General features: G+C 56.5%; 15 protein-coding genes. 8 read left to right on the forward strand and 7 right to left on the reverse strand.

The features are described 5' to 3' along the window. Positions 1-101: 101 nt before the first annotated feature. On the reverse strand, positions 102-569 hold the full coding sequence (locus tag AC6T8Q_RS14200; protein ID WP_500679702.1) for a hypothetical protein: 468 nt from the start codon (positions 567-569) through the stop codon (positions 102-104). Positions 570-778: 209 nt separating this feature from the next. Between AC6T8Q_RS14200 and proC the strand changes: the two genes are divergently transcribed. The 5 genes from proC to AC6T8Q_RS14225 all read left to right on the forward strand — a co-directional run bounded on the left by proC (position 779) and on the right by AC6T8Q_RS14225 (position 3,327). Continuing rightward, positions 779-1,600: a pyrroline-5-carboxylate reductase gene (gene proC / locus AC6T8Q_RS14205; protein ID WP_500679703.1), complete on the forward strand. Its 822-nt coding sequence runs from the start codon at positions 779-781 to the stop codon at positions 1,598-1,600. 11 nt (positions 1,601-1,611) lie between these two features. Then, positions 1,612-1,860, forward strand: coding sequence for a hypothetical protein (locus AC6T8Q_RS14210; protein ID WP_496922591.1), 249 nt, complete (start codon positions 1,612-1,614; stop codon positions 1,858-1,860). Between the two features lie 45 nt (positions 1,861-1,905). Then, a complete protein-coding gene (locus tag AC6T8Q_RS14215; RefSeq protein ID WP_500679704.1) occupies positions 1,906-2,070 on the forward strand; it encodes a hypothetical protein in 165 nt (54 codons plus the stop codon). Positions 2,071-2,133: 63 nt separating this feature from the next. Further along, on the forward strand, positions 2,134-2,649 hold the full coding sequence (locus AC6T8Q_RS14220; RefSeq protein ID WP_500679705.1) for a hypothetical protein: 516 nt from the start codon (positions 2,134-2,136) through the stop codon (positions 2,647-2,649). 114 nt (positions 2,650-2,763) lie between these two features. After that, positions 2,764-3,327: an elongation factor P gene (locus AC6T8Q_RS14225; RefSeq protein WP_500679706.1), complete on the forward strand. Its 564-nt coding sequence runs from the start codon at positions 2,764-2,766 to the stop codon at positions 3,325-3,327. Positions 3,328-3,372: 45 nt separating this feature from the next. On the opposite strand, the gene AC6T8Q_RS14230 is transcribed toward AC6T8Q_RS14225, so the two are convergent. From AC6T8Q_RS14230 to guaA, 3 genes are all read right to left on the reverse strand, one after another. After that, complete coding sequence (locus AC6T8Q_RS14230) at positions 3,373-3,573, reverse strand: hypothetical protein (RefSeq protein ID WP_500679707.1); 201 nt, start codon at positions 3,571-3,573, stop codon at positions 3,373-3,375. 239 nt (positions 3,574-3,812) lie between these two features. Then, positions 3,813-5,492 (reverse strand): energy-dependent translational throttle protein EttA, encoded by a 1,680-nt coding sequence (gene ettA, locus AC6T8Q_RS14235; RefSeq protein ID WP_500679708.1) that lies wholly within the window; start codon positions 5,490-5,492, stop codon positions 3,813-3,815. 121 nt (positions 5,493-5,613) lie between these two features. After that, positions 5,614-7,218: a glutamine-hydrolyzing GMP synthase gene (gene guaA / locus AC6T8Q_RS14240; protein ID WP_500679709.1), complete on the reverse strand. Its 1,605-nt coding sequence runs from the start codon at positions 7,216-7,218 to the stop codon at positions 5,614-5,616. 239 nt (positions 7,219-7,457) lie between these two features. On the opposite strand from guaA, the gene surE reads away from it, so the two are divergent. From surE to AC6T8Q_RS14255, 3 genes are all read left to right on the forward strand, one after another. Further along, positions 7,458-8,228: a 5'/3'-nucleotidase SurE gene (gene surE / locus AC6T8Q_RS14245; RefSeq protein ID WP_500679710.1), complete on the forward strand. Its 771-nt coding sequence runs from the start codon at positions 7,458-7,460 to the stop codon at positions 8,226-8,228. A gap of 121 nt (positions 8,229-8,349) precedes the next feature. Continuing rightward, complete coding sequence (locus AC6T8Q_RS14250; RefSeq protein WP_500679711.1) at positions 8,350-9,411, forward strand: hypothetical protein; 1,062 nt, start codon at positions 8,350-8,352, stop codon at positions 9,409-9,411. Positions 9,412-9,696: 285 nt separating this feature from the next. Next, complete coding sequence (locus tag AC6T8Q_RS14255; RefSeq protein WP_500679712.1) at positions 9,697-10,446, forward strand: hypothetical protein; 750 nt, start codon at positions 9,697-9,699, stop codon at positions 10,444-10,446. Here AC6T8Q_RS14255 and AC6T8Q_RS14260 read toward each other — a convergent pair. From AC6T8Q_RS14260 to eno, 3 genes are all read right to left on the reverse strand, one after another. After that, on the reverse strand, positions 10,443-11,003 hold the full coding sequence (locus AC6T8Q_RS14260; RefSeq protein ID WP_500679713.1) for a hypothetical protein: 561 nt from the start codon (positions 11,001-11,003) through the stop codon (positions 10,443-10,445). The two genes, AC6T8Q_RS14255 and AC6T8Q_RS14260, sit on opposite strands and share 4 nt — an antisense overlap. A gap of 61 nt (positions 11,004-11,064) precedes the next feature. Beyond that, positions 11,065-11,418: a hypothetical protein gene (locus tag AC6T8Q_RS14265; RefSeq protein ID WP_500679714.1), complete on the reverse strand. Its 354-nt coding sequence runs from the start codon at positions 11,416-11,418 to the stop codon at positions 11,065-11,067. A gap of 197 nt (positions 11,419-11,615) precedes the next feature. Further along, on the reverse strand, positions 11,616-12,893 hold the full coding sequence (gene eno / locus AC6T8Q_RS14270) for a phosphopyruvate hydratase (RefSeq protein ID WP_500679715.1): 1,278 nt from the start codon (positions 12,891-12,893) through the stop codon (positions 11,616-11,618). Between the last annotated feature and the right edge of the window lie 98 nt (positions 12,894-12,991).

Below are 12,991 nucleotides of genomic sequence, written 5' to 3' on the forward strand. Positions count from 1 at the left end.
CTGCAAACCACACACTGCCAGCGTCGACAACTTTTCAGCAAACTTTGCATCGATATTCTGCTGGTTGAGTGAGGGCGACAAACGAAACGAGGGGCAGCGACTTACGGATCGAGCCGCGGTTGCGACATCCATTCGCCCACAGTTTGGGGCCCATCATTTTTCGGTGGGTCCGGTGCGGTGAGTCGTTCCCACAAGCCTGGCTTGGGTTGTGAATTGTTGGCTTGCTGGGCATTGGATCCCCCGCCAAACGAAAACATTTCTTTCGTCCCTTCCCAGGCGCTCTTCGTGCCGGCGGAGACTTTGTTGTAACCCGATTTGAACGGCGCGGTGACTGACGACATGTCGGGCATCGTGAGTTTCGGCATTGTGAGCTTGGGCATGGGAATGCCTGCAAAGCCCGTTTGCTTCACGTCGGAATCTTCACGCATTTGAGGGGTGCCGCCCACAGTCTTGTGAGATTCTGTTTTCTCTTCCTGGCCGCCGAACAGCTGGGCCGAGCAAGGTACCGCAGCAATGAACATGTAAGTAAGGATCAGTGACGAAAGAAAGGTTTGGCGTGCAATCGTCATACAAATGGCCTCCTGAAGATGGCCTGATAGGTTAAGACAGGGGTGTGCAGCCGCAAATTGCGGATTCAACTGGGGCGGAGTGTTTCAAATCCCCCGTTTTTCGTCCAGAGAACTTTGCCGAGGCAACGTGCCGCGATTGTCGAACCGTACAGCTTGGCGTACTATAGCCGCCAGTCATTCGCACACTAGCAACGCTGGCGGACATTTTCGTGGCTGAATTCGCTCCAACAATCGGTTTTATTGGCTCGGGCCGGATGGCCACCGCACTCGCGCGGGGCTGCCTGCAAAGTGGCTTGGTCTCGGCCAAGCAAGTGCTAGCAGCCGATCCCCATGCCGACGCGCGCAAAGGATTCAGCGAACAAGTCCCCGGCGTCGAAGTCTTCGATGCCAACGGGCCAATTCTTGCCCGCGCCGATTTGATCGTGTTGGCTGTGAAGCCGCAGGTGATGTCGACCGTACTCGCGGAAATCAAACCGCAAGTCACCACGCATCAATTGTTCGTGTCGATTGCGGCGGGGATCACAATCGCGCGATTGGCCGAGGGTTTGCCCGCAGGTACGCGATTAATTCGAGTGATGCCGAATACCCCCTGCCTTGTCGGCTTGGGGGCGTCGTGTTTCAGTCGCGGCCCAACCGCCACGGCTGCTGATGCCGATCACGTGCGTCAGATACTCGCCAGTGTTGGCCATGCCTTTGAAGTGCCCGAAGAATCGCTCGACGCCGTGACGGGGCTCTCGGGTTCGGGTCCCGCGTTTATCTATCGCGTGATAGAATCGCTCGCGGCTGGGGGAACGGCCATGGGCTTGCCGGAAGAGTTGGCACTGCAACTTGCCGCGCAAACCGCCAAAGGAGCCGCCGAAATGGTGCTCACCACGGGACGTTCACCCGCGGAACTGCGCGAGCAGGTTACGAGCCCTGGTGGCACGACACTCGCGGGGTTGAATAAACTGGGAGAACTCAAAGGGGCCGAAGCGTTTGGCGAAGCCGTGATCGCGGCGACCAAGCGCTCGCAAGAATTGGGTCGTGCTTAGGAATTCGAATCGTGTCAATTTTATGTCGTGTTGATGACAAGTATGTGCCGCTCTACCGCGTGATGTGGGTCGCGGCGACGCCTCACTTTTGTGGTGAGGAAGATTGCACGCGCGAGGGCTTTTACGAGATTCGCCTCGAACAAGGAGAATCCGTGTGGGCCAACGTCAAGGAATGCGAAGAAATGAATAAGCGGCTCGATCAATGGCAAGGGGGCCTCGGGCCACCCGACGATGAGCCAGGGGAAAGTCCGCAGTGGTAAGTAATTTAATCTACTTTTCTTGCGATGATTTTGTGGGAGTATTCCATGGTCGATATGCTCATAGTTGCTAGTGTGCAGGGTGGGCTAGGCGGAGCAGCTTTTGCCATAGCGATTGGTGCGTTCTCAATGGCAGTCCGCAATCATTATCGGATTGAAAAATTGCAAAAAGCTCTATCTGGTTTGGACCATATTGCAAAGGGTCATGATTGAGCCTATTGATGTTCCAATCACTGTGTGGGTTCTCGCTATAACAGAAATACGGAGATTACGAACATGGCCGATAGCGATGAACTCTACTGGCGGGAAACGTACTTTATTTTGTTCCCGCAGAAACGCCGGCCGACGCTCAAGGAAGTTTCGGCCGCGCTCGCCAATGCCAATAAACGCTTTCAATTGGAAAATCCCGCCGCTGACGACAAGGGATTGATCGAATCGCTCTTTGTGGAATCGCCCGAGGATCACGCCGCGGTCGAGATCAGCTACGAAGTGGGCGACGCCATCATCGAGCAAAACCTGGCCTGGGCCAAGGAACTGCAAAAACAATTGTCGGCCGCGCAGTTGCAGGAACTGATCAAATCTGATGCCCGCTTGGACGTGGCGCATTTCGAGCGCATGCCCTCCGGCGGCGGAGCGGAATACGCCACCGACAATTTCGCCGATGAATTCGACGACGAGGAAGCGGGCCTCGAAATGCTAGATCCAACCTGCTTGCTAACCGTCGTGGAAACCTTGGCCGATTTGACGGGCGGCTTGACGTTCGACCCCGCGGCTGGTGAAATTTTGAGCTAAAGGGGAAAGTCGAATTCGGAAAGGGGAATCCTGGGTTGCTCTTTTCTTGGGATTGAGCGACATTCTCCGCTTCGACATTTCCCCTTTCCACTTTCGTATTTCGACTTTGATACTATGCTCGCTAAAGACGCCAAACCGGGTGCCATCGTTTTGTACAACGAATCTCCGCACATCATCGAAACGGTTCACGTACAATCTCCCTCAGCCCGCGGTGGAACGACGCTCTATAAGTTCCGCGCCCGAGATATTGTGTCGCAGCAAAAGACCGATTTTGCTTGCAAGGGAACCGACATGCTCCCCGAGGCCGATTTTCAGCGGCGTGAAGTGACACTCATGTATTCCGACGGCGATCAGGTTCACTTTCTCGATTCGGCCGATTACAACCAGTACACGCTTCCCGCGGCCGACATTGCCGAGCAAATGCAATACATTAGCGAGAGCCTCACGGGCATCCTCGCGATGGTCTACAACGATGAATGCGTCGGCCTTCAATTGCCGCCATCGGTCGAGTTGAAGATCGTGCAGTGCGACCCCGGCGTGAAAGGCAACTCGGCCACGTCGCGAACCAAGCCCGCGGTGACGGAAACTGGCGCGATCATTCAGGTACCCGAATACATGAAAGAGGGCGAGGTTATCAAAGTCGACACCCGCACGGGTGATTTCACGGGCCGGGCGTAGTGCTCCGTGCCAAACACGGCAGTGGGACACTGCCGGCTAACGGCATTAGAAGAGTTCTTTCTGCAGCAGGACGGGCCCGGATTTCTTTTTGGCCCGGGCCGAAGTCTTTTTCTTGGGCGATTTTTTCTTAACCGCCGCCTTCTTCACCGCTTGCGGTTTCGCAGCTTTGGCGGCTTTCTTTTTAGGCGCAGTCTTTTTCGGCGCAACCTTGGCCTTCGCTGCTTTTTTCACAGCAGCTTTCTTCACCGACTTTTTCTTCGCCGATTTCTTGGTCGGCTTGGCTTTCGGACCTCCGCCGAAGATACCATCCCAACCATCCGAAAACTTCTTTGTCGATCCAACCCGCACGACGCTCATCGATAACTCTCACCTAAATATTGGAATAGAACGCGGATGAACACAGATCGAACGGATTGACGCAGATTTTAGAAATAGAAATCCGTGGTAATCTGCCCGATCCGCGTTCCTCTGTGGCCACTCTGGAATTAGTTCTGCTGCAATTTTTTATACCGGAATCGATGCGGCGCGTCAGCCTCTTCGCCGAGCCGTTCTTTCCGTTCGCGCTCGTAGGCGTCGAAATTTCCATCGCACCAATGCACGTAGCCATCCCCTTCAAACGCCAGAATATGCGTTGCCAAGCGGTCGAGGAACCAACGATCATGGCTCACCACTACCGCGCAACCGGCAAAGTTCGCCACCGCTTCTTCGAGTGCTCGGAGCGTATCGACGTCGAGGTCGTTGGTCGGTTCGTCCAACAGCAACACATTGGAACCACGCCGTAGCAGCTTGGCCAAGTGAACGCGGTTACGTTCACCACCCGACAAAACGCCGACCTTCTTCTGCTGGTCGGTCCCCGTGAAATTGAACCGTGCCACATACGCGCGGCTGTTCATCACACGTTTGCCCATTTCGAGGTTGTCGAGTCCGCCGGAGATTTCTTGATACACCGTGTTATCGGCGCCGAGGGCATCACGGGACTGATCCACATAACCCAGATTGACCGTGGGACCCATCTTCAGACTTCCGACATCAGGTTCTTCCATGCCCATCAGCATCTTAAGCAGAGTTGTCTTGCCCGCACCGTTCGGGCCAATGATGCCCACGATACCCCCCGGCGGCAGACGGAAATTAACGTTCTCGAAAATGACGCGATCGCCATACGATTTGCCGAGATTCGTGGCTTCGATCACCATGTCGCCCAAGCGGGGGCCGGGCGGTATTTGGATTTCCAGTTCGTCAGGCTTGTCGTTGTACTCTTCAGAAGCCATTTGCTCGTAAGCCTTGACGCGAGCTTTGTTCTTAGCCTGCCGAGCCCGCGGAGCCATGCGAATCCAGTCGAGCTCCTTGGCCAGCGCCCGCTGACGAGCAGATTCCTTCTTCTCTTCGGTGGCCAACCGCTTGCCCTTTTGTTCCAACCACGATGTGTAGTTGCCCTCGAAGGGCCAGCCTTTGCCGTATTCGAGTTCCAAGATCCAACTCGCCACGTTGTCGAGAAAGTAACGATCGTGGGTAACCGCCACGATAGTCCCGGTGTATTCCGCCAGATGGCGTTCGAGCCAGGCAATACTTTCCGCATCCAAATGGTTGGTCGGTTCGTCGAGTAGCAGCATGTCGGGCCGTTCGAGCAACAACTTGCACAGAGCAACGCGGCGTTTTTCACCACCGGAAAGTATCGACACGTCGGCATCACTCGGCGGCAAATTCATCGCGTCCATCGCGATCTCGATTTGCCGATCGAGTTCCCAAGCATTCGCCGCGTCGATCTTGTCTTGCAGAACCGACTGGCGATTCATCAGCTTTTCCATGGCATCGGGATCGTCGGCCACCTCGCCATATTTTTCACCGATCTCCTCAAATTCCTTGAGGAGCGCCCGTGTTTCCGCGACTGCTTCTTCGATGTTGCCGCGCACGTCCTTGTCAGGATTCAGATGCGGCTCTTGCTCCAACAGACCAACCGTGTAGCCCTCGGCGATCTTGGCCTCACCGTCGAACTCCTTATCACGGCCCGCCATGATTTTCAGGAGTGTGCTCTTTCCCGAGCCATTGCGCCCCAGGACGCCAATCTTCGCGCCAGGATAGAAGGCCAAGTTGATGTCCTTCAAGACCTCGCGCTGCCCGATCTTCTTGGTGAGGTTGTCGATTTGGTAGATGTATTTTAATGCCATAGGTCTGTTCTAATGTGAAATGTTGAATTGCTATCTCAGATGCTTATCACGCAGAGGCGCTGAGAGCGCCGAGTTATTAATTGATTGTTCTCAGCGTCCTCTGCGCCTCTGCGTGAATATTTTATTCCCATTCAATCGTCGCCGGCGGTTTGGAACTGATATCGTACACCACCCGGTTGACCCCTTTGACTTCGTTAATGATTCGCGTCGAAATCCGGGCGAGCAAATCGTAGGGCAAGTGGCTCCAATCGGCGGTCATGAAATCGTCGGTGTTCACGCATCGTACGGCTAGCGCATTATCATACGTGCGGCTATCGCCCATCACGCCGACACTTTGCACCGGCAGCAACACGGCGAAAGCTTGCGAAGTCTCGCGATACAGCCCTGCGGCTTTGATTTCACCCACCACAATCGCATCCGCAGCCCGTAACACGTCGAGCCGTTCGCGGGTCACTTCGCCCAAGCATCGCACGGCCAGACCCGGTCCCGGGAACGGATGCCGCCACACGATTTCTTCCGGCAGGCCCAATTGCAGCCCTAGCCGGCGAACTTCATCTTTAAACAAATCACGCAGCGGTTCGATTAACTCGAATCCCAGTTCCTCGGGGAGCCCCCCCACGTTGTGATGCAATTTAATCGTATCGGCAGGGCCATCCACGGCCGCGCCGCTTTCAATCACGTCGGGATAAAGCGTCCCTTGGGCGAGATACTTCGCTCCCGAAATTTTCTGCGCTTCTTCGGCAAAGCAATCAATAAATGTGTGCCCAATCCGGCGACGTTTTTCCTGCGGATCGACAATCCCAGCTAGTTCGCTCAAAAATCGATCTTCGGCCTTCACCACGTGCAGATCGGTTTTGAAGTGCTTGGTGAACTCCTCGATCACGGCCTTTTCTTCATCAAGCCGCAGCAGGCCGTTGTCGACCAGAATACACGAAAGCTGTGGGCCAATGGCTTCGGCCAATAACGCCGCGACGACCGAAGAATCCACGCCCCCCGACAGTCCACAGATCACACGATCGGAACCAACGCGCTCACGAATTTGGGAAATCGTTTGGTCGGCAAAGTCACCCAGCTTCCAAGTTCCCGTCGTCTTACACGCATGGTGCAAGAAGTTGGCAAGCATCTTGCCACCTTCGGGGGTGTGCGTCACCTCGGGATGAAACTGCAATCCATAAATTGGTAAGCTGCGATGCTTCACCGCGGCATAGGGGCAGGTATGCGTGTGGGCGAGCGGTTCGAAGATTTCAGCGATGTTCGAAACCTGATCGCCGTGGCTCATCCAAACTTGCGTCTGCCGCGCCACGCCATCGAATAAATTGTCTTGCGCCGTGATCTCGCATTCGGCGCGACCATATTCCCGCGCGGGAAAGCTTTCGACCTTGCCCCCCAAGGCCTGACACGCGAGCTGCATTCCGTAGCAAATTCCTAGAATTGGAATGCCCAGCTCAAACAGCTTGGGATCGCACTTGGGGGCGCCGTCGGCATACACGCTGGCCGGCCCGCCCGACAGGATCAGACCCATCGGCGCGAGCTCTTTCACGCGCTCGGCCGTGATGCTGTGCCGCACGATTTCGCAATACACGTGCTGCTCGCGGACGCGGCGGGCGATCAGTTGGGCAAACTGCGAACCGAAGTCCAGCACCAACACTCGCTCGGCGGCGGTACTGCGTTCAGCTACTGGCGGGGTGACCGTCATGGTTCTTTCAGCGGGAGCGAGTCGGGTCATCCTCGACCCTGACAATTCACTGTCCTCGTTCCCAATCGGGTGGGAAACTCGCCATTATAAGGGTGGGGTGGGGAGTTGCTAGTGGCGTGTGACGCCCGTGAAAGCCGCGATTCGACGAATCGCCGGGGCCGACCGATGTTGCATTTTCACACCATCGCGTTGAATTTCAGCACAAAGACCCGCTATGATGTGGAATTCTAAGTATCGACGGAACTCCTAGCCACACGGATATTTACGGCATGCGAATCTTGCTCACCAACGATGACGGCATCTATGCACCGGGCCTGGCGGCCATGGAACGTGAGGTGCGGAAACTGGGTGACGTGACCGTAGCTGCCCCCCTCACCGAACAAAGCGGCGTGGGGCACGCGATCACGTACCTGACCCCCCTGATGGCCCGGGAAGTGTTCGCCGAGGACGGCAAGCGGCGTGGCTGGGCCGTCGAGGGAAGTCCCGCCGACTGCGTGAAGCTGGCCGTTTGTGCGTTGCTGCCGGAACGGCCCGATTTGGTCGTCAGTGGGATCAACAGTGGCATGAACGCCGGCATCAACGTGCTGTACTCCGGCACGGTGGCGGCGGCCATTGAAGGAGCTTTTTTTGGAATCACCAGCATCGCGGTGTCGCTCGAATATCACGACGCCCCGCGTTACGACATAGCCGCGGAAAAGGCGGCGGGCATCATTAAGCAAATGCTCGCCCAAAAAGATGCGGCCGGACATTTGTATAATTTGAACATCCCCATGCGGGCGTTGACCAATCCGGCGGAAGTGAAATTCGTGCCGATGGCGACCGCACCCTGGGGCGAAGATTTTCAGGCACGAATGGACCCCCGCGGGCGGCCCTACTTTTGGGCCAACGGTTTGCAACCCGACCCACCGCCGGGGGCAGACACCGATTTGTTGGAACTGCGTTCAGGCAACATTACGGTGACGCCGTTGAAGTTCGACATGACGCATACTGCGATGCTCAGCGAAATGCGTGACTGGAAGTTTGAAAAAGTGAAAGCTTAAGACAACGGGCGGAACACTAATCATCACTAATAACCACTGATCTCATTTGCGAAGATCAGGGATTTATGAGTGTTCAAAAAGATCAAACTTGGAAAACATAAAACAGAACGGAATTCTTATCATGAAGGCCATTCCCTATTTCCTATGCGTGATCACAATGATTTCCGGCTGTGAAGTTCCGGAACTGGAACCTCCCCAAGCCGCTGCGCCGGCTCAGCCGGCAAACACGGCCGCAACTCCTGGGGATACGGCTGCTGCTCCGGCAGACACAACCGCTGCTACGACCACTCCCGCAGCCGAGCCTTCGGCTTACGACCGAGCGGCCCATGTCGACCCCGAAGCGTTCCTGCCCGATGGCCGCGTTGATATGTCGGGCGTCGAAGGCGAACCGCCGATGACCAGTGGCGTCCCCCGCGAGATTCACCCCAAGGATCCCAAGCAAGGCAAACTCTCCCGCCGCGCGGGTGGCACCTTAGGCAGCACGATGCAATCGATGCCGTGGGTTAAGAATGAAACCACTTTTAATCTCGTGATCAAGCCGGCCCTGCTACAGTACGAAATCATTCATTCCCATTACCCGAAGGACCACAAAGAATTCATGGAGAAGTTCATTCCGGAAATGTGCCCGCAAGTGCTGCCGCTTCCGGAACTCGAACCCGGCGACGAATACCTTTACGATCCCGACGATCACTTGCTGAAGATTTGGCGCCCTGCCGAGGCGACGCCTGAACTTCGTGCCAAGTATCTCGGCGAAGAAGCGGCAGCAACGTCAACCGATCCAGCGGCAGCTACGTCGGCCAACCCGGGTTCCCCCAATCCCAACGAACCACCGGCCGTCACGGACGAGCCGCGCGAAGTCTCGGATCTCGACCCCGCGAAGGGGAAGAAGTCCCGAGCCGCGGGTGGCTACTTGGGTGCGGTGGCGGGGGCTCGGTTTTATGCCGAGCACTCGATGATTTTCAACAACATGAAGCACTCGCTCGACTTATTTAACGCCTCCGAAGGGCGTTATCCTAATTCCCACGAAGAGTTCATGACCGCGATCATCCAGGCCAACCAAATCGCCCTCCCCGAGCTCGATCCGGGAGTGGAATACATCTACGACCCCGAAGATCACAAACTGAAGATTTGGCAACCCGAAGACACAGAAACCGCCCCCGTTGCGATTGAAGAAGAGTCATAACAAGTATCGAAACTGTCATCCTGAGGGAGGCTCGCCGACCGAAGGATCTGGTTTGCATACGATGACGTTTTCCGGCTCCGAAAAGGATGGAACGTAGATTCTTCCGGTCGTAGGACTCCCCTCAGAATGACTTTTTTCGCGTAAATACATAGATTTTCAATTTTGTAATTACAATGAAATAAGACCCTGCGATTCGTTGAATCGCGGCTAATAAACCCCCTTTTCAAAATTCCCCTCCTCCTCGCTTCTCTCCCCTGCCCTCTCCTCCCTCCTCCGATGATCAACATGAATACTCGCATCCCCTCGCTCATTTGGCGGTTGGTGTTTGCCGCCGCTTTGGTTGCCATCTTCTTCGCCACGCGCTCCCGCGCTAGTGAATGTTGTGGTGCCTACCCGCTCGCCACGGCCGCGCCTTATGTTTCGAGGCCCGATAGCTGGGTCTTCGCGCGGAGTCGTTACACGCACGATCCCGAAACCAATGCGCGAGTCGCGCAGTACGATCGGATTGAACCTGTCGAGCCTTTGGACGATCCACGTTTGGTCACCAGTGGTTACAGCCGCAATCGCACGGTGCTGCGTGGTGCCGATGGTTCGGCCAGCACCAACTACCAAGTCACCAGCTACGGCAATGGCCGCGGCGGTCTCGATGCCGAGTGGGAACGATTCCACGACGCCTGGCGCGGTTCGACCGTATCGGGTGGTTCCTTTGGCGGCGGCTTCGGTGGTGGTTTTGGCTTGCCCGGTTACGGCGGAGGTTATGGTGGCGGCTACGCCGGTGGCGGTGGTGGGGGCGGTTACGGTCCTGGTTGGGGTGGCGGTGGCCATCACGGCAATGGTCCTGGTTATCCGCCGCCCTGGGATGTGACCTCGCCCAGCTACGGCTACGGTTCCGCAGGCCCCGATCCTCGTCGCCTCGATCCCGATGCCGCCGACGGCTACCGCGATGGCGTGCAGCGGCGAGAGTCGACCCGCGAGTTCTTCCAACCGATTCCGCCCCCACGCGAAGATCTGTGGAATAACCAGCCGAATGATTAGCGAATTCCGCGCAGTCCCTCGGAGGCCTTCACCGGCTTGCCGCGGAAGCTGGCACGGTAGTCGGTGATCAGCCACTTGTCAGACGGTTTGTGCCAATCGAGTTCGACCTGATCGAAGTAGAACAGACGCACGCCGTTGCGAGTATTCGTACCGTCGATGCGTCCGCGAAAGAATGTCGTTGCTTTGACTGGGGCCGCGTTGCCGTCGATCTCTACCCGCACGGCCGTGGCCCCTGTTTCTTTGACTTTCACCTGCGGCATCAGCGTTTCCGCGTCGTGGCGGACATGCGCAGCTTGCGGATCGATCTGCGCCAGCACGCCGTTGAGGTCATTCGCCTCGATGGCGGCCATCACGGTTGCGACCGCTTGTTCGAGTTCTTCCGTGGGCGTAACGACCGCACTTTCAATGAACAACAGCAGCACAGTGATTCCAATCACTGCCGCCACGCCGAGCATCGAACCAAGCGACCTCTTAGCAAGAAACACAATGACACTGATCGTAAGTGCAACGGCGCCGAGGGCCCAAATCGGCAGCGGATTTTCAAGAAAGAGATTCACGATTCAATTTTCACCACAAAGGCACGAAGGACACAAAGTATTGAATTAACCGATTCATTGATCAAGTCTCTTTCTTCGTGTCCTTTGTCTCTTCGTGGTTAGTCAATCTTTCTCTCGCTAACATCGCCAGCGAACCAGCGCAAATCAGCCCCAACACCGTCGCCAACGGCACGAGTCGAATCTGTGTCTCCCCCGGCGCGGAATACTTGGGAACGCCCGTCGCCAATTTCTTGCCGCTCGCGTCTTGTTTCACGTCGAGCCCTTCCGCCACCGCCGCGCGGGCTTGAGCCTTGCGTTCAATGTTCGCTTGCCGGGCCCCGAACTTCCCCCCCGTGGCCACGAGCGCGGTCAGCCCCACCGCAGTGAACAACGCGAACCAAAGCCAGGGCGAATCGGTGATCGGAGGTTTAGGCATACATCCATTCTAGCGGATACAGAATTTTGTCCCAAGGTTCCAACCAAGTTATTCTGTACGTTAGCCGCGAAGCAACGCGGAGCGCGGAATACGCGAGCGCACCCCAAACAAAACGCCCAGGGAATGCAATCCCTGGGCGTCGAAAGTTTTTCACCATTTCTGACCGAAGCCGGAAGCTGACGCATCCGGCTCGCCAGTTATTTGTATTTGAAAAGTGGTCCCGCGTATTGAGCCGCGTCACCCAATTGCTCTTCGATGCGGAGCAACTGGTTGTATTTGGCCATGCGGTCGCTGCGTGAAGCCGAGCCGGTTTTGATTTGGCCGGTGGAGCAAGCCACCGCGAGATCGGCAATCGTCGCGTCTTCGGTTTCGGCGCTGCGATGGCTCGAAATGCTCGTGTAGCCATTCCGATGGGCCAGATTGATCGCGTCGATGGTCTCGGTGAGGGTACCGATTTGATTGACTTTAATCAGAATGCTGTTGCCGATCCCTTGGTCGATGCCCCGTTGTAGACGTTCGACGTTGGTGACGAACAAGTCGTCCCCCACGAGCTGGCACTTGCTGCCCATCCGGTCGGTGAGCAGCTTCCAACCTTCCCAGTCGTCTTCGCTGCAGCCGTCTTCAATCGAGCAGATCGGATACTTATCGACCCACGAGGCCAACAGGTCGACCATCGCGCCGCTGTCGAGTTCCTTGCCGTCGATCGTGTAAACCTTCTTTTTGGAATCGAAGAACTCGGTGCTGGCCACGTCCATGGCGAACCAGACCTGCTCTCCCGGCTTGTAACCAGCCTTTTCGATGGCGGTGAGGATCACGTCGAACGCCTCGGCGTTGGCCTTCAGGTCGGGAGCAAAACCCCCTTCATCGCCGACGGCCGTGTTGAGCTTTTTGTCGTGCAAGACCTTCTTGAGGTTGTGGAAGATTTCGCAACCGCAACGCAAGGCGTCGCTGAACGAGTCAAACCCCAGCGGCATGACCATGAATTCCTGCACGTCAACATTGTTGTCGGCATGCTGACCGCCGTTGAGGATGTTCATCATCGGGGCGGGCAACAATCGGGCATTGGAACCGCCGAGATAGCGATAGAGCGGCAATTCGCAATACCGAGCGGCCGCGTGGGCTGTGGCCAGCGATATGCCCAGGATCGCGTTGGCACCCAGGCTCTTTTTGTTAGGCGTGCCATCCAGGTCGAGCATCAGGCCATCGACGGCCATTTGATCGAGCGCGTCCATGCCGATGAGCTCGTCGGCGAGCTTGGTGTTGATGTTCTCAACGGCCTGCTTGACCCCTTTGCCCATGTAAACGGCTTTGTCGCCATCGCGGAGTTCCCAAGCTTCGTGGGCGCCGGTGCTCGCTCCGCTAGGAACCGCGGCCGTGCCCACGGTACCATCAGCGAGCGTGACATCGACTTCGACGGTGGGATTACCGCGGCTATCGAGAATTTGGCGGCCATGGATATCGACGATCGTGCTCATGCGGAGGGTTCCTTCTAATCTTAAACAGATGCAATGCGGAATATAGAAATGCGATAGTTGTCAGTTGAGAAACCACCCATTTTAAGGCGATAAGAAGG

Source organism: Bythopirellula sp. (assembly GCF_041737835.1).
In the GTDB taxonomy this organism is placed as follows: Bacteria; Planctomycetota; Planctomycetia; order Pirellulales; family Lacipirellulaceae; genus Bythopirellula.

What these genes read in the sequence shown, in the direction of transcription:
- AC6T8Q_RS14200 (WP_500679702.1), bottom strand. Translation starts at nt 569, where the DNA reads ATGACGATTGCACGCCAAACCTTTCTTTCGTCACTGATCCTTACTTAC.
- AC6T8Q_RS14215 (WP_500679704.1), top strand. Translation starts at nt 1,906, where the DNA reads ATGGTCGATATGCTCATAGTTGCTAGTGTGCAGGGTGGGCTAGGCGGA.
- AC6T8Q_RS14220 (WP_500679705.1), top strand. Translation starts at nt 2,134, where the DNA reads ATGGCCGATAGCGATGAACTCTACTGGCGGGAAACGTACTTTATTTTG.
- AC6T8Q_RS14225 (WP_500679706.1), top strand. Translation starts at nt 2,764, where the DNA reads ATGCTCGCTAAAGACGCCAAACCGGGTGCCATCGTTTTGTACAACGAA.
- ettA (WP_500679708.1), bottom strand. Translation starts at nt 5,492, where the DNA reads ATGGCATTAAAATACATCTACCAAATCGACAACCTCACCAAGAAGATC.
- guaA (WP_500679709.1), bottom strand. Translation starts at nt 7,218, where the DNA reads ATGACCCGACTCGCTCCCGCTGAAAGAACCATGACGGTCACCCCGCCA.
- surE (WP_500679710.1), top strand. Translation starts at nt 7,458, where the DNA reads ATGCGAATCTTGCTCACCAACGATGACGGCATCTATGCACCGGGCCTG.
- AC6T8Q_RS14250 (WP_500679711.1), top strand. Translation starts at nt 8,350, where the DNA reads ATGAAGGCCATTCCCTATTTCCTATGCGTGATCACAATGATTTCCGGC.
- AC6T8Q_RS14255 (WP_500679712.1), top strand. Translation starts at nt 9,697, where the DNA reads ATGAATACTCGCATCCCCTCGCTCATTTGGCGGTTGGTGTTTGCCGCC.
- AC6T8Q_RS14265 (WP_500679714.1), bottom strand. Translation starts at nt 11,418, where the DNA reads ATGCCTAAACCTCCGATCACCGATTCGCCCTGGCTTTGGTTCGCGTTG.
- eno (WP_500679715.1), bottom strand. Translation starts at nt 12,893, where the DNA reads ATGAGCACGATCGTCGATATCCATGGCCGCCAAATTCTCGATAGCCGC.